General features: G+C 39.5%; 12 protein-coding genes. 4 read left to right on the forward strand and 8 right to left on the reverse strand.

What is annotated here, in order from left to right:
* Positions 1–44: 44 nt before the first annotated feature.
* Positions 45–938 carry a transcriptional activator NhaR gene (nhaR, locus tag CWB77_RS12110; RefSeq protein WP_138622906.1) on the reverse strand — a complete coding sequence of 298 codons (894 nt, stop codon included), beginning with the start codon at positions 936–938 and terminating at the stop codon, positions 45–47.
* A 109-nt stretch (positions 939–1,047) separates the two neighbouring features.
* Here nhaR and CWB77_RS12115 point away from each other — a divergent pair, with 109 nt between their 5' ends.
* The 3 genes from CWB77_RS12115 to CWB77_RS12125 all read left to right on the forward strand — a co-directional run bounded on the left by CWB77_RS12115 (position 1,048) and on the right by CWB77_RS12125 (position 3,367).
* Complete coding sequence (locus CWB77_RS12115; RefSeq protein WP_008110823.1) at positions 1,048–1,359, forward strand: hypothetical protein; 312 nt, start codon at positions 1,048–1,050, stop codon at positions 1,357–1,359.
* Positions 1,360–1,818: 459 nt separating this feature from the next.
* The gene (locus CWB77_RS12120) at positions 1,819–2,106 is read left to right on the forward strand and encodes a helix-turn-helix domain-containing protein (protein ID WP_138622908.1); all 288 of its coding nucleotides are present in this window, start codon (positions 1,819–1,821) and stop codon (positions 2,104–2,106) included.
* Positions 2,099–3,367 carry a HipA domain-containing protein gene (locus CWB77_RS12125; RefSeq protein ID WP_138622910.1) on the forward strand — a complete coding sequence of 423 codons (1,269 nt, stop codon included), beginning with the start codon at positions 2,099–2,101 and terminating at the stop codon, positions 3,365–3,367. Before CWB77_RS12120 ends, CWB77_RS12125 begins: the two co-directional genes overlap by 8 nt.
* A gap of 225 nt (positions 3,368–3,592) precedes the next feature.
* Here CWB77_RS12125 and CWB77_RS12130 read toward each other — a convergent pair whose 3' ends face one another.
* Together CWB77_RS12130 and CWB77_RS12135 are read right to left on the reverse strand one after the other, a co-directional pair.
* Positions 3,593–5,929, reverse strand: coding sequence for a S9 family peptidase (locus CWB77_RS12130; RefSeq protein ID WP_138622912.1), 2,337 nt, complete (start codon positions 5,927–5,929; stop codon positions 3,593–3,595).
* A 134-nt stretch (positions 5,930–6,063) separates the two neighbouring features.
* The gene (locus CWB77_RS12135; protein ID WP_138622914.1) at positions 6,064–6,951 is read right to left on the reverse strand and encodes a LysR family transcriptional regulator; all 888 of its coding nucleotides are present in this window, start codon (positions 6,949–6,951) and stop codon (positions 6,064–6,066) included.
* Between the two features lie 71 nt (positions 6,952–7,022).
* Between CWB77_RS12135 and CWB77_RS12140 the strand changes: the two genes are divergently transcribed.
* Complete coding sequence (locus CWB77_RS12140) at positions 7,023–7,919, forward strand: MBL fold metallo-hydrolase (RefSeq protein ID WP_138622916.1); 897 nt, start codon at positions 7,023–7,025, stop codon at positions 7,917–7,919.
* A gap of 72 nt (positions 7,920–7,991) precedes the next feature.
* On the opposite strand, the gene CWB77_RS12145 is transcribed toward CWB77_RS12140, so the two are convergent.
* The 5 genes from CWB77_RS12145 to CWB77_RS12165 form a co-directional block, all read right to left on the reverse strand.
* Positions 7,992–8,789, reverse strand: coding sequence for a DODA-type extradiol aromatic ring-opening family dioxygenase (locus CWB77_RS12145; protein WP_138622918.1), 798 nt, complete (start codon positions 8,787–8,789; stop codon positions 7,992–7,994).
* Between the two features lie 104 nt (positions 8,790–8,893).
* A complete protein-coding gene (locus CWB77_RS12150; protein ID WP_138622920.1) occupies positions 8,894–10,363 on the reverse strand; it encodes a DNA recombination protein RmuC in 1,470 nt (489 codons plus the stop codon).
* A 580-nt stretch (positions 10,364–10,943) separates the two neighbouring features.
* Positions 10,944–14,090, reverse strand: a complete 3,147-nt coding sequence (locus CWB77_RS12155) for a DEAD/DEAH box helicase (protein ID WP_138622922.1) — start codon at positions 14,088–14,090, stop codon at positions 10,944–10,946.
* Between the two features lie 414 nt (positions 14,091–14,504).
* The gene (locus tag CWB77_RS12160) at positions 14,505–15,467 is read right to left on the reverse strand and encodes a transcriptional regulator (RefSeq protein WP_010388796.1); all 963 of its coding nucleotides are present in this window, start codon (positions 15,465–15,467) and stop codon (positions 14,505–14,507) included.
* A gap of 15 nt (positions 15,468–15,482) precedes the next feature.
* Positions 15,483–16,721, reverse strand: coding sequence for an AAA family ATPase (locus CWB77_RS12165; RefSeq protein WP_010388797.1), 1,239 nt, complete (start codon positions 16,719–16,721; stop codon positions 15,483–15,485).
* Between the last annotated feature and the right edge of the window lie 312 nt (positions 16,722–17,033).

Here is a 17,033-nt window from a genome sequence, read left to right on the forward strand (position 1 = left end):
CTTTAACCTTTAACCTTTAACATCATAAGACGATTAACTAAAATCTACGTCATTTGCGCGTGCTTTATAAATTCGTCATAAATACTGTCTTTAATGAGCCTGTCGGGTGTAAAGGCATAATAATGCTGATAAATATTATCAATTGTACCAATGTAATTAACGCCGTAATGGCGCTCTACTTCGGCTCTTACCAAAATAGGCGCAGGGAATACCCCAAACCCTTGCTCACCTAACGACTTCATTAATGCGCTGTCGTCAACATGGCCAGCTATTGTCATTTCAATCTCTTGCTCTTGCAGCCAATAATAAATAGCACGCGCGACGGGGCTTTCTTTTGCGGGGAGCACTAAAGGCTTGTTGTTTAAAGACTGCGGAAACTGCTTATGTAACTGCGAATGCCATGTTTCGTTACCAAAAAAAGCGATTTGGCTTTTGCCTATTTCATGACAAAACGCCTTAAATGATAAAGTGGTATCGAGTGGTTTGTCGGCTAACACTAAGTCGAGCTTATGAATCGCCATTTGCGCCAGCAGTTCATCTTGTTGGCCGTCAATACAGTGTAAGTTTGTAATACGGTCGTTATTAATTAAAGGCGCTAGCCACTTCGACACCAATGATTTGGGTAACACATCTGAAATACCCACCTTTAACGTTCGTGAGTATTGCGTGGTATCGCCTTGCGTAGTTTCTAACCATTCGTGAGCAATAGCAAACATATCATTGGTGTACTGCTGAGTTACATGGCCAAACTCCGTTAACTGTAGGCCTCGGCCTTGGCGAACAAACAGTGGTTTTCCTAATCGTTGCTCTAAGTTAGTAATTTGCGAGCTGACCGTTTGCGGCGTTAAATTAAGTATTTTACTCGACGCAGCAATACTGCCGTGCTTACTTACCTGCCAAAAATAATATAAGTGGTTGTAGTTGATGTTGGTAATCATTCGAAAATACCTGTTTTAAAGTAAGAAATAATCAGCTTTTTCCTTTGCCACTAAGTTAGTAGATTACAGTCATGCCTGCAACATAGTTACTATTAAAAGGTGTAATTGCATGAAGCTAAAACTTACAGTTAAAAATAAGATAATTAACGCAAGTGAAAAGATGTCGCTTTTGAAGTTGATAAAAAGCCAATTGGCAAAACATGCTTTAAATATTCGTAAAGTAGAGATTCAAATAAATGATCTTTCGAGTGAGCGCCACGGCACTTTACAGCAATGCAAAATTAATATTCTTTTGCCTGGGCTACCCAGTATTAATGTAAATACAAAAGGAAGAAGTATGCTGCAAGCGATAAAGCGGGCACTTAAAAGTTTGCAGCACATTCTCGTTAATAAGTATCAACCTTCGCAACCAAGCTCTTAATTTTTATTAATATCGCACTTGCAGTGGCATGGATGCTACTCTTTTAATACGACTCTAATTCCAAGCTATGTTTAGTATTGAACGATTCAATTATTACCTGTTGAGCCTTTAGCGCATTGCTATTGAGCAAAGCCGCCTTTCTTTGTTGGGTTTCGTTACACTCTACCCAACTTACCGTAACTAAAATTCTTTGACCTTGTTCCTTTAACCTTTGACCTCAGCTGTAAACCCCTCACACCATTTTGATTAAAAAGAGAGTGAAATTTTCAATTACCTAAATTCATAGTTTATTGTGAATTTATTAGGTTCATGCCTATTAATTTACTAATTCACAAAATACTGTGAATTTATCCTTTAGTGAGTTAACTTTCGCTATAATTCACAAAATATTGTGAATTATTAGCTTTTTTGTACTTTTTTAACTATTATTCACAAAACACTGTGAATTTTGGATGGGTTATGGAAGTCACGATAAAGTCAGCAAAACAATTAGGTAAATTGGCAAGCATTGTGAGAAAAAGCCAAAAGCTTGACCAAAAAACTGCGGGAGATTTCTCCGGTATTAGTATTAATACAGTAAGTGATTTTGAAAATGGCACAGGTTCGTTATCAATCGGCCGCGCGTTTGATTTAATGCAAGCTTTAGGCTTAGAAGTAAAAATAGACGTGGTTGTACCTCAACATGATGAAAAGGCTAAAAATAAATTACTAATGCAAATCCAGAACATGGTGGCTGGCAATGAATAATAGATCACTTGATGTTTATGCTGGCAAACAGCTCATGGGCCAATTACAAGATAGTAACGGTTTTTGGTCTTTTAAATACGATCAAGATTGGCTTAACTCAGCTAATAAATTTGCAATAACTCCCAGCATTCCATTACAAGATCAAATCATTCTTGATTCTGGTACTACGCGGCCTGTGCAGCAGTTTTTTGATAATTTACTGCCAGAAGAAAATGCACGTGAGTTATTGGCAAAAGAAGTGAAAGTGGATCATGAGGATTCATTTGCTCTACTTACTGCATCCGGCATTGAGTCTGCTGGTGCTTTAACGCTATTACCAGAGCATGTCGATTTTCCAAGCCCTAGTGCAATACCGTTACCTTTTGCCGAGCTATCTAGGCGAATTAAAAACTTACCCAGAGCACCGTTAAATATCCGCCAAAGTAGCCGTATGTCACTTGCTGGCGCGCAGCATAAAATGCTAGTTATTAAGCTCGGCGATGAATTATTTGAAGGAAATGAAGGCACACCTTCAACTCATATACTTAAACCAGATCATTCTGAGCCAGACCAATATTGGCAAACGACATGCAATGAATGGTTTATGATGAAACTAGCCAAGCGCCTAGGAATAGATGTACCCAATGTGCAGCTCATTTATACACCCGAGCCAGCCTATTTGGTTGAGCGCTTTGACCGTGCAGGAAGTTATCCTGATCAAGAGCGTAAGCATATTATAGATAGTTGCCAGTTGTTAAGTTATAGCAGACACTCCAAATATTCTGCATCAACAGTTGAAACATACCAAAAAATACTCAATAACGTACGGCCTAAAGCGGCAACGGCCATCAAGTTATATCAATGGGTGATTTATAATTTATTAGTCGGGAATGGGGATGCGCATTTAAAAAATATTAGCTTTTATTACGAAAACGGATCTGCGCAAATAACACCATTTTATGATTTATTAAGCACCATTATTTATGTTTCAGAAGGTGGTAACCCTCTAGAAGAAGCCTTATCCGTTCCTATCAATGATAAAAAACGTTTTTGTGATGTTACTAAAGCAGATGTAATCGCTTTTGCAAAAGAGCTCGGTATTCCAAACTCTGCCGCAGTAAAGCAACTAAGTTATTTTGTAAGTAATATAGAGAGTGAATTTAGCAACTTATACCAAGAACTTGTGAATATGCCATCTGCGGATGTACGCGCAGCGGAATTAAGAATGTTAAGACAAGTGCAGTTTTTAGTGGTTAAAGAAATGATTGGGCGGCTGAGTTAAAGCAAGGGAATGAGGATTGATGAAAGTTCATCATAAACAGAACGTTTTAGCCCGTTTCGATAAATAACTTTTCATTCAGTATGGACTTTCTATAGTTAGTGTTGGGGGCTGTTGTACTTCAAACAAAACCTTTACACCTAGCTGTAAACCCCCGTTACATTTTGATTAAAAAAGCCGCACACTAATAATTAGTGTGCGGCTTTAGTATTTTACTTTTTAAAGCGATTACTTGGTTAGTAAGTGCTTTTCAAAAAAGTCAGCCATCATAGTATGGTAATGCAAAGTGGTGCCTTTGCCTTCTCGTAAGCTATGTGAGCGGTTTGGGTATGAGAAAAACTCAAACTGTTTATTGTGCTTAACGAGTTCGTCAATTAAACGCTCTGAGCCTTGGTAATGCACATTGTCATCCCCAGTGCCGTGAATAAGCAATAGCTTACCGGTTAGGTTTTTAGCAAAGGTAATCGGCGAGGTGTTATCGTAACTCTCAGGATCGGTGTTTGGGTTGCCCGCATAACGCTCTTGGTAAATGGTGTCGTACAAACGTATATCTGGCACTGGTGCTGAGGCAATGCCCACTTTAAATTTATCACCGTGGCGGAACAGTAAGTTAAGGGTTGAACTACCGCCACCTGAATGGCCCCACACGCCAACACGGTCGGTGTCGATTACATCCCAACGTTTGGCCATCGCATCTAGCGCATCAACTTGATCTTGCACGGTAATTGAGCCGATTTTTTTATAAATCGATTTGCGCCAATCACGGCCTTTTGGTGCGCGTGTACCACGATTATCAACTGATGCGACAATAAAACCTTTTTGCGTTAACAGTGATTTATACAGGTAACTGTTGCCTTCCCAGCGGTCTTGCACGGTAGAGCCCCATGGTTCGCCGTATACGTAAAACACAATTGGGTATTTTTTACTTTTATCCATGTTCTCTGGGAACATAATGTAGCCGTCAAGCTCGGTGCCATCTTGCGCATTTACTTTAAAAAACTCATGCTTTGGTAAGCTTTGCTCAGCAAGCTTTTGTTTGAGCTTTGTATTTTCAACTAAGGTTTTTACATTACTATGATCGCTCACTTTAATGATCTCTTTAGTCGGTGGCGTACCAAATTTTGAGTAAGTATGCATTGCCCATGAGGCATCTTTTGACATGTAGTAGCTGTTGGAACCTTCATACTCAGCAGGTGTTACCCGTACCGGTTTGCTGCTGCCATCAAGCGGTGTGCTGTATAAATAACGCTGACCAGGATCGTTTGGCGAGGCAATAAAATACATTACGTTTTTATCTTCATTTATGCTCAGCATATCAATAATGTCGTAATCGCCTGGGGTTAGGTCGATAATAGTTTTGCCATCGCGCGATACACGGTAAAGATGACGCCAACCGTCGCGTTCGCTATGCCAAATAAAAAACTCGCCGTCTTTTGACCAGTTTGCTTTATAAAACCATTCGATAAACGCATCGTCTTTGTCTTCTAAAATCTTGGTCAGTTGCTGCTTTTGCCAATCAAACAACCACACTTTGTTATGGCTTTGCGGGCGGTTTAAGTCTTGAATCATTAATTCATTACCGGTGCCTGCCCAGCTAATACGCGGAATATAACGGTCGCGGTTATCGCCTTCAAGCTCAGCCCAACGGGTTTGTTTATCAGCAAGGCTTACCACACCAACACGCACGGCAGAGTTGGTTTCACCCGCTTTAGGATAAGGGAACTCTTTAAGGGTAGGGTACAGTTCGTCAGTGTTGTTGATCATAGTGAAAAATTTAACGTCACTGGTATCAAGCTGCCAATAGGCGATTGATTTGTTGTCGGGGCTCCAACGAAAACCATCGGCAATAGTAAATTCTTCTTCGTATACCCAATCAAAATTACCGTTAACAATGGTGGCACTGCCATCGGTTGTGAGCGCGGTTACATCGTTACTACCAACCGCTTGCATATAAATATTATTGTCGCGCACGTAAGCCACTTTTGAGCTATCTGGCGAGAACTTAGCAAACATTAACTTAGTTGGCTCAACGTCTTTACCACCTAATTGCTGTAATTGGTTTGTCTCAAGGTTAAGTAACCAAAAGTCGCCTCTGCTGCGCGAACGCCAAACTTGCTCGCTGTTGGTAAATACCATCAGCCATTTACCGTCTTTTGACCACTGATAGCTTTCGATTGCAAATGGCTCGTCTGCGCCCTCTGGCAACAGCTTTTCAAACTCAACCAATACTTTACGGCCTGTGCCGTCAGCATTGTAAAATACAATGTCGTTGCCTTTTACGCCGTGCTCTTTTTCGTCATCGGCGTTGTTATCGTCCGCTTCTTCTTTTTCGCTTTCGCGCTCTTCAAGCACTGTGTAGCCAGTGCCATCGTCTAGCCATTTAAAGTAAGTGCTACGCTGGGTTTTGAACTCTTTATCTTTATAAATTTGCGCTAGGCTTAATGGATTATTCACGGTACTCATCGCTGCATTATTGTTGGTTGTTATGCTGGTACTTGAACATGCTTGCAAGCCTAAGCCCGCAACAATGGCCAGTGCCAAGCCCGATGTTTTGATCAGATTCATTATTATTGTTCCTTGGGTCTGCTGACCTTTATAGATTAAGGCGCTTATTACATTTACTGTAACAAAATAACCTACAGAATATCAGCATGCTTAACGCATAAAGCCATGGTTTAAACCCAAACTTTTATAATTAATTACCATGCTGGATTTTTAAATTCTTCACTGAGCGTGTCGATTAGTGCTCTTACTGTTGATGATAAATGCTGACGAGAAGGGTAAAGCACATATATTTTCATTGGATTTAGTGTCCATGGCGCTAATACACGCTGCAAGCGACCATCTAGTATATATTGATTTGCCAAATACGTAGGCTGCACTGAGATACCACCACCGGCTATGGCTGCATGAAGTAATGTGGTGGCCTCGTTTGCACTTAAATTACATTTAACATCAACCGATTGAAACTCATCCCCGTTGTGTAAATGCCAAATATATCGGTCGAAGTTTTTATAGCCTAAACACTGATGAGCACTTAACTGTTGTGGTGTCGTTATTGGCGGATAATCAGCAAGGTAGCTGGCTGAGGCCACTAATATAGATTCACACTCGGCAATAGGTTTACCTATTAACGAAGGATCGGGATTGGCTGCAATACGTATTGCCAAATCAACACGTTGCTCTATTAGATCTGTGGTTGAGTCTTCAAGATCTATGTCTATTTGCACGTTAGGGTGACGTTTCATAAAACGTGTAAATATAGGGGCTAATTGTGCAAAACCTAACGACATACTGGTCGCTACTCGTATTTTACCTGACAACTGTTGCTGGCTTTTAGTTTGTTCAACTAAACGGTTAGCCTGTGCTAACCATTGCTCTATTTCGGGTAAACAGGCCTCGCCGGCGGTGGTAAGCGTTACTTTACGGGTAGTGCGATGTAATAAGCGCGTATTTAACCAGGCCTCTGCCGACTCAATATGACGAGTAACCATAGGGCGTGACATTTCAAGCCGATCGGCAGTGGCAGTAAAACTGCCTGAGTAGGCAACATCCACAAAAACCTGCGCTGCGGTGAGTTTATCCATAGTATTTGCACGATTTATGAAACAATGATGCTAATTATTGGTTGTTTTTCTGAACATATCAAACCTTTATTATGCTCGCATTAACAACCAATGATGAGAATACCATGAACCTACGCACTCTTTTATTAAGTACATTATTAGCCAGTAATATCGCTATTGCAGACGAAACCCCACTAACCCTTGATGTGTATAACGCTGACAGCAATAGCTTTCATGTTAATGCCACGCTGGTTTATGGCCGTACCGATGCAATTTTAATTGATACCGGATTTACCAAAGCAGATGCACTGCGCATTGCCGCTAAAGTAATTGACTCTGGTAAACAACTAAAAACTATTTTTATTAGCCAAGCCGATCCTGATTACTACTTTGGCGCTGAAGTGTTACAGCAGTTTTTCCCAAATGCAGAGGTTATTACCACACCGGCAGTGCACCAAAAAATAGCAGCAAAGCTTAAAGGTAAACTTGCTTTCTGGACCCCAAAAATGGGTAAAAACGCACCAAAAAACCCCGTCGTACCTAAGGTATTTAATGGTAATAGCTTAAAAATAGAAGGCCATACCATTGAAATTCGTGGCACAGAGGGTGAGCATAATCATCGCCCATATTTATGGATACCTGATAACAAAGCTATTTTAGGGAATGTGGCTGTATACGCTAATGTTCATTTATGGATGGCCGATGCACAAACTCAGGCAGAGCAAAATGCATGGGCAAAGCAACTTAATGAAATGAAAGCACTCAACCCTGAAGTGGTGATCCCTGGGCATATGAAAGCAGGCACTCAATTAGATGCTGCAAATATCGATTTTTCAATTCAGTATTTAAAGGATTTTGCACACGCTAAGCAAAGTAGTGATAGCAGTAAGCTGCTGATAGATAAAATGACCAACTCATACCCAGAGGCTGTATTACCTATGGCTCTTAGCATTGGCGCTAAAGTTCATAAAGGTGAAATGAAATGGTAATTGCCGCTTAACCGCTGCAATAAATGCAGTAGAACCAAAAAACACGCCTAGTAAAGTCTGGCGTGTTTTTTATTATTGCCACAAATACATACTGGCTCGCTTATTGGCAATATTTAATTCAAATACCTCAGTGCTTGCACACATAGCAGCGCCATAGCATACATGTAGCGGTAACAAGTGCTCTTCTCTGGGGTGATTAAAGCGTGCAGCTGGAGCTTGCTGCCATGCTAATAATTGCTGTTCACGCTGTTGCTCGGTTAATGTTTGATCTGCGATTGTGCTTACCAGCCAATTTTCAAATGCCTGATTTTGCTGATTAACATCGCTTGATTGGGTAACACCAAAAGCGCGCATATTATGGAAGGTAAAGCCTGAGCCTATAATTAATAAGTTCTCGTAATCAATACGTTGCAACGCTTTACCAATTTCAACATGCATTAACGGATCGAGGCTTGGGTGCAAGGATATTTGCACACAAGGAATGTCGGCCTCTGGGTACATAATTTTTAACGGTACAAACATACCGTGATCAAAACCACGCTGTGAATCGAATTTTGAGTCAATATTATGTGTTGCGAGCGCCTGCTGTACTAAATTAGCAAGTTGCGGCTGGCCAGCACAAGGGTAAGTTAATTGGTACGCCTGCTTGGGAAAACCATAGTAATCGTAAATAAGCGGCGGTGAAGAGTGCGCCGTTATACTAATTGGTTGAGCTTCCCAATGCGCGCTGACCATTAAGATAGCAGAAGGCTTTGGGATTTTAGCGGCAACTTGTTCTAAGCAGGCTCGCATTTCTGCATGGTTGGCATCACCTAGTAATGGCATTGGGCCGCCACCATGTGAAATGAAAAAAACGGTTGGGCGTTGCATGTGGTTAATCCTAAAAGACAGATATTATTATAGTGCCTGCGCAGTTAGTAAATAACTAGCCACATAAACGCACAACCTCAGTGCGCAAAAATTATGTGCGATGTTTATTCATCAAGCTCTAAGTGAGCGCGTTCAACGCTTTCTTGAGGTAACTCTTTTTGCACCGATACACCAAGCTCCTTAAATTCTGAGGCTTGTTTAATTAAGTTACCTTTACCACGGTATAACTGAGAAAATGCTTTATCGTAGGTTTCTTTGGCTTTATCGAGCTGTTTACCCACCCCTTCCATACTAGTTAAAAAGCCGTTGAGTTTACTGTAAAAACGCTCAGCACGATTAGCCAGCTCTTTTGAATATTTAGTTTGCTCTTCAAAGCGCCATAACTGTTTAACAATATTTAAACTGGTTAGCAGGGTAGTAGGGGTAGCAACCAAAATGTTCTTTTCTATTGCTTGCTGGTAAATGTCGCTTTGGTATTTAAGTGCTTCTACAAAGGCGGATTCTATGGGTACAAACATAATAACAACCTCAGGCGAGTTTATCCCTGGTAGGCGGTCATACGATTTACTGGCCAGCTCATTTATACGGGCAGTTACGGCATTTACATGCTCTTTAATCGCTTGTTGAGACTCAAGCTCTGTTTCGGCATTTACATAGCGGGTATAGGCATTTAACGATGTTTTTGCATCAATCACTAAGTGGCGTCCTTGAGGTAAATACACCACTACATCAGGGCGCAAACGGCCTTCTTCGGTATTAAACGACACTTCTCGCTTGTAATCGGTGCCAGCGCGCAGGCCTGCGCTATCAAGCACGTTTTCGAGCATGAGTTCGCCCCAATTACCTTGGGTTTTCTTTTGCCCTTGTAAAGCATTGCTTAGCTTATCGGCCTGCTCGGTAATTGCTTGGCTTTTGGCTTGTAAATGAAGCAGCTCGGTTTTAAGTGCTGCACGTTGCTGTAAGTCTTCAACGTGAATAGACTCCATTTTATCTCTAAAGCCTTTTAGCTCACCTTGAACCGGCTTAAGTAACTGCTCTATGCTTTCTTGATTGAGGGTTTTAAATTTTTGCGACTTTTCTTCTAATATTTGGTTAGCTAAATTTTCAAATTCTTTTTTAAGCGTTTCTTTACTTTGCTCTATATGGGCGAGTTGTTCACTAAAATGTTGCTGCTTTTGCTCAAGGGTAGTGCGTATATTATTAAGCTCTACATCGCGAAGATTGTATTGCTCGCGCAGGGCGGTTAGCTCGGCTTCGGCTTTACGCCAATATTGATTATAAAGTTGGCTTTGCTTTTCTTGCTCAGTTAAACGGGTTTTAAAATGCTGAGACTGATCCCGCTGCTCTTGATGAGTAAGCCCTAACAAGTCGTGCTCTTCCACTAAAGAGGCATATTGATTTTGCGTATGCTCATACTGGCTTTGTAATAACAATAACTGTTGTTGCTGCTCACTCACTTGGCGCTTTATTTTTTTGCTTAATTGCATTGATACAACACCACAAATAGCCATGCCTGTTATAACGCCAGCACTTACACTTAACCAATCTAAATGGGATAAAAACGAAGTAAACATAAAATAAACTTTTAAAATTTAGTGACATGCCATCATAACGAATAACGCTCTTTAGCAGTAGGGGTAACGCACTAAATTAAGCGCATAAAAAAAGCCAGCTATTAAAGCTGGCTCAATATTACTTAATCAGTAATCAAACAGGGAAATCAACATGAAACTTGTATAACAACACATCACTACAAGCATAATAGTAGACGCGTCCTGATTAAATTAGTTCAAAATAATTTTTAAAAAAGTTGAATTTAGAGCATAAAAAAAGCCAGCTAATAAAGCTGGCTCAATATTACTAAATTAGTAATCAAACAGGGAAATCAACATGAAACTTGTATAACAACATATCAACTACAAGCATATTAATAGACCCAGCTATTATTGATTAGTTCAAATATATTTTAAATAAAATAGTTTAAAATATTCAGGCAAAAAAAAGCCAGCGCTGAACTGGCTGGCTTAATCATTACTATGTCTAGTAACTACTATATGGGATATCAATATGAAAACTTGGAGAAACTGCAATTTAACCAAGCTGTATTAATAGACGCCCACAATTCAAATAAGTTCAAAAAATTATTGTTAATTTTTAACTTTTAATTAAAGACAACATTTGTTGTTCATCAAACTGGGTAAAACTCATTGATTTTTCGGTAAATAATGCATCTACAAGCGCTTGTTTATCTTGCTGCATTTGAAACACCTTTTGTTCAATAGAGTTAGCCATAATCAATTTATACACAAACACCGGATTGGTTTGGCCAATACGATAAGCACGATCGGTCGCTTGCTTTTCAACAGCTGGATTCCACCACGGATCAAAATGAATAACGGTATCGGCTTGGGTTAAATTAAGCCCTGTGCCACCTGCTTTTAAGCTAATTAAAAATACCGAAGTAGTGCCACTGGTGAATTCGTCTATCACTTTATCGCGATGGCGCGTTTGCCCAGTTAACATGCTAAATTTAATGTTAAGTGTATTCAAACGCTCGGCAATTAAATCAAGAGCAGAGGTAAACTGGCTGAATATAATCACCTTACGGCCAAGGCTGAGCATTAAAGGTAAATGGCTTGATAACCACTCTAACTTAGCACTAGCAGCGTCGGTTTCTGGCTCAATAAGTTTAGGATGACAACAAATTTGGCGAAGTTTTAATAGTGCCTCTAGAAAGGCGAGTTTACTTTTTTGCACGCCTTGCTCGGCAAATAAATCAATGAGTTTTTCTTCAAGCGCATGTGTTATGCCTTGGTACATGTCTTTTTGTTTAGGCTCAAACTCAAACTCTTTAACAAGCTCCGTTTTTTGCGGCAGTTCTTGAGCTACTTGGGCTTTAGTCCGGCGCAAAATAAACGGCATAATTAACGCTTTTAACTGCTCTGCACGCTCAATGTTACTTTCGCGCTCAATAGGACCTTGAAAGTGCTGCTTAAAGTGCGCCTGGGAACCTAATAGCGAAGGCATAGCAAAATCGAGTAACGACTTTAATTCAAATAAATTGTTCTCAATTGGGGTACCGCTTAAGCAAAGCTTAAAATCGGCATTCAAACGTTTAACTAACCGCGATACCTGTGCGGTATCATTTTTAATATACTGGGCTTCATCCAGAATGATGTTTTCAAAATACAGTGGCGAATAATAAGCAATGTCACGTTTTAATAACGGATAGGTGGTTAATATACACTGTGCCTGCGCCAAGTGTTTTAACGCATCATTACGGTGTGCACCAAAAATAGTGGTCACTTTTAAGTTTTTAGCAAACTTGTTAATTTCGTTTTGCCAATTACTCACTAAGCTTGTTGGGCAAACAATAAGCGTAGGGCCAGCCTGCGGAGTATTATAAGAACTGGCTAAATAAGCAATCACCTGCAAAGTTTTACCCAAGCCCATATCGTCCGCTAAAATACCACCTAGCTGATTACGCTTTAAAAAGTTAAGCCAAGCTACGCCTTCTTGCTGGTATTCTCTAAGCACCACAGAATCGTGTAAGCCATGAATGGCGATATTGGGCGATAACAGCGCGTCATTGCTTAGCTCATCAAGGTAGCGCTCTAATGACGGATCATGTAGCTCAACATTAATGGCTGTGTGCTTAACTAACTCAGGTAAGTATGAAAGTGGAATATGAAATTCGTCGCGCGTTTTAATAAACTCAAATCGCAATTTAAACTCAATTAATAAATTAAACGCAGCCTTATCTATAACTCCAAATTGACGGCCAACGGGATAGTAATAAAACAATTCGCTTTGACGATTTAACGATTCAAACAGTTTATTATTTACATTAAATAAGGTCGCCACTTTGGTATCGTTAAGCACAACTTTGCAATGCATTTGATGCCCAGCAGCTCTGTTTACATGCAAGGAAATTTGGTTTTTAGTATCGGCAATATTTATTTTGCTCATTGAGACTTGCCAGCCACGTTGCTTAAAGCTTGGTAACACCTCATGCGCTAACCAGTGTAAGTGAATAGCCGATTCCTGACTAAAAATAAACTCGCTGTGTAAACCCCCTTTACAAAAATCAAAGCCTAAGTTGACCAGCTCGTTGGTAACGGTGTTTTCAAATGCACTGTTTATTAGTTTTTCAGGCGCTGTACCTGCTAAATAGTTTTTATTTTTATACTTAAACGATAACGAAATAGCCATTACTGAGCCCGACATGCTGACTTTAAGTACGGCATTACTCAACGACTTAACAGGCATGCTTGGTGCATTAGTAGGATGGGGAATAACACCGGCACCAAAATTATCAGCAAGCTGCTTATAAATTCGATCAAAGTTTGTATCGTGAAGTGCTGGTATTGTTTGTAAATGAGCAATTTCGTCTGCACTGAGCGGCGTGCGAATGCGGCCTAGCTTATATTTATCTAAATCTAAGTAGATGGGCGGCGTAGTTTTAATTAATGCCCAATTAGGAATTTGATCTAGGTGAATTTTTAACTGGGTGACTTCTTTTTGTTTTTCCCAAACAAAATTTAGGGGTAAGCCAGGTTGCGCTTTTATAGGTACTCGCGAACGCTGTAAAAATAATCGTTCTGTAGCTAGTAATTGCTGCAGCGCGTTAAAGCCCCATTGACCTTTGAGTTCAATATTACCGACCGCATTTTGCGAGCGGATCCAGCTATATAATCTAAAATCACTTTCTAGCAGATCGCTAGGGGTTACAAAACTATTAAGCTGTTGCTCAGTTAAATTGCGACCTAATGCATAATTATTATTTTTATCGTAGTTGGCAATTTTAGGCGTTAAAAATACTTTATCGTTTTCAATATCTAATACAAACAGTAACACTTGTGATGGATGAGCTTGATCGGTGTTTTTAAGCGAGCTAAGTTCGCTAAACCAGTCATTAATAAAATAGTCTTCGCCGTATTCACCTGAGTGTTCAATTTTAAGTTTTAACAAAATTGCAGCCAAATGGCGGCATTTAGTTTTAACATTACAAGTACAGTGTGTGTCGACTGAATAGCCAGTTGGTAATTTACTGATCTCAATTCGTTGGTTAAACGCAATGCCCTTATCGCCTTGCACAGTAGAATCAACCACAGAGAAATCAGCATTATGTTCTAACCAACTTATTTGGCCGTTTTTATAATACGACTTACCTTTTGCTAACACCGCGGGTTTAAACAATTTTTTTATGAATCGCTCAGAAAGAGGAAACTGGGTAGCCTGCTCATTTTTAATTTCTTCAAAAATAGCCATTAAATCATTTTTTGATAAGTTAGCAGACATGTCACTCAAAGTATTAAAATTTAAAAACAATTTTTCCAGTATATGCCTTATCAACGCTGAGCTAAAGCAATATTATTTTTAAAATAAACTGGTTGGATCTGATTGGTTAGTAAAAAATTGGTTTATAAGGATTGTTTAATTTTGCTCACTAAAAAAAGGCGTTTAAATTACAAAATAAAAACAATAAATTAACTTAATAGAGAGGTTTTGCTAGGAGTAGATCAGGTTTTTACTAACAAGGTAGCAATTTAATCAAATAGAGCAGGTTTAGTTAGTAAAAATACGATCCTTAGTGGTTTATCGGGCCTGTTTTGCTTTTTATTACCACGGAAGATCAGATTTTTACTAACTAATTAAGAGGGCTAGATCACTATTTTACTAACCTCCCCCCTTTACAGATCACGATATTACTAACTAATTAAAAGCACTTAATAGTTTAGTCAGTTGTTCTAAGCGCTTGTCTGTCATCACTTTATTATTAATTTTTATTGAAACGTCACCACTTTTAAGGTTACGTTGCACACTAATAAAGTCGTTTTCAAGCACAGCCTCACGCTTTAATGCTGTTTTAGGCTCTGCGGTTAATAGTTTAGTGATCAGCATAGCGCGCTTGTCGTCGGCTTCTAAGGCATTAACTTCATCATTGCTTGCAAGTGCTACAACTAACTCGTTAAATGCAACCTCGTCTCGCTCCTTTGCGTTAATCAGCTTTTTAGCGACTTCTCTACCAACATGATTAGCTGTTGGGTAAAGAGCTATAACATCGGCAGATATTTGCTCATACGCTTTAATAGCATCAGCAATGGCGGTATGCGATACCCCTTCAATAACGGCAATCTCGCGGTACGATCCTTTTTTGCCTTGTTGAATGAGTTCGTTTCGAGTTTGCTGATACGCTTGACCTAACTCCCAAAGACTTGGAGCAATGTATTGATCCGAAGAAACTGCTAACACTTTGGCATCTTGCTCATTAAAATCACTTGAACTCAAAACAAGATAATCTGCACCAGCCAAAATACAGGCTTTGCGACGTCTTGAGCCTGCAAGAACAAGACTCATATCACCTTGATCCCAAAGCAGGGCGGGGTGCTGATTACGTCCATCTTCTTTAATTGCAGGGAGTATATCGGATACCGACTTTTCGTTTAAAAGCGCTTGTACACGGCGATTTTTACCATAAACCTGAGTCGATTTTTCAATCTCGTTATGAGCAATCACTTTACAAACCAATGTGATTTCGCGATTAGGATCGCTTGGCGCAGGCATACGAATAACATCGCCTGCATTAGCTTGCTCTAAAAGAGCGTCTAAACTGCTACTGCCGACAGCGGTTGCAAAGGGATCTAAGCGGGTGTCATTTTTACGTTTTTTAGCCATTTTTAGTCAACATCCTTACTTAGGCGTATTTAATTTTGATTGTGTAGATTGCCAATTTGAACGAATTAGCATTTCGAGTTCGTCAACAACATCTTTGATATTTTCTTGTGCGCGCATTAACGATTCTCTACTCGCTAAACTGTCAGACGCTTTTTGATCAAAAATAGTATTAAACGAGGATGAACTCGCAGTAATTGCTGAGCTGTGATTAATAGGGTAGCTCATGACTTGGCGACCAAAGGCGCTTCTTACGTCTTTAACTATGTCACGTTGTGAGTGATTACCTTTTACATAATTGGTAACCAAAAATTGCATAAAGTCCCAACCATCGTGACCAAGAGCTGCAACGGTATGATAAATCTCACCTAAACGTTTTAAATATTTATTATTAGCATCAAAGTCTACCGCTTCAGGATGAACCGGTATAAGCATCGCTGTAGAAGCCATTAATGCATTATAAAACATAAAGTTAAGGGTAGGCGCTGTATCAATTAGTAAAATATCAAATTCATCTTTTACTGGCTCGATAACACGCTCTAACAGCTTATGGTAATGGCGAGTTTGCTCATAGTTTGAGGTGTCTTTAAGCAACGTTGCAGTTTCGTGTTCAAAATAAAAATCATCCATACCTGAGGGTAAAACACGAATATTAGGAATATGAGTTGGTAAAAAAGAGTTTGAAACAAATTCAGGCCAGGTTTCACCTTCTTCAAGATCAATGCAGTCACGCATTAAATCACCAACAGTAATTGGATCGGGCTCAGAAGATGGGAAAAAGCTAGATGATGACCCCTGCGGATCTAAATCGATAATACCAATTCGGTAACGCTTGATGTTAGTAGTGGCAAGTGCTGCAGCAATATTAACCATGCTCGTTGTTTTACCACAACCACCTTTTAGTGAATTAATAACAATAACTTGGAGTTTGTCTGTTGGTGCACGATGATCGGGTTTTATATCCATTATATCGGCCATGGCAAAAATATTAACCAACGTATAAGCGTAATGACCGTTTGCACCGCGTTTTATGTTTAAATCGTCAAAATCACCATTGTCGTGGCGTCTTTTTAAGGTACGATTATTACAACCAAGTAAATCAGCAGCGGCTTTTTGGGTGTAAGTTCTTAATTCTTTTTCTTCAGATTTAAGATGGGCGCGGTAATGTTGAATACGTCCTTCTAGTGATTTTTCAGCAACTTCTGCGGTTGCTTTCAAAAGTCGGTAGGTATCTAGCGCATTATTATTGATAGACATACTTTATTCCTCAAAGTTAGGCGTTTAGTATAATGTCCATTCAATTAGCTGTAAACAACTATTTAAGGCGACATGCATTTTAAATACATGACATATAAAATAATTTTACGCCTTTAATATTGCTTAGTATAAATAAAGAAGTTTAAGTATGGTTAAATATATAAGGTATTAAAGGCTAAGGCCTTAAAATATACATATAACATTATGATTTATATAAACAATGTTAAAAAAACTGGATCAGCATTGTACGTGGTTAAGATCAGATCCTTATCTACTGGCAGATCACCTTTTTACTAAGCAAATATTTAGCAG

This window comes from Pseudoalteromonas sp. S1610 (assembly GCF_005887465.1).
Lineage (GTDB): Bacteria > Pseudomonadota > Gammaproteobacteria > Enterobacterales > Alteromonadaceae > Pseudoalteromonas > Pseudoalteromonas undina.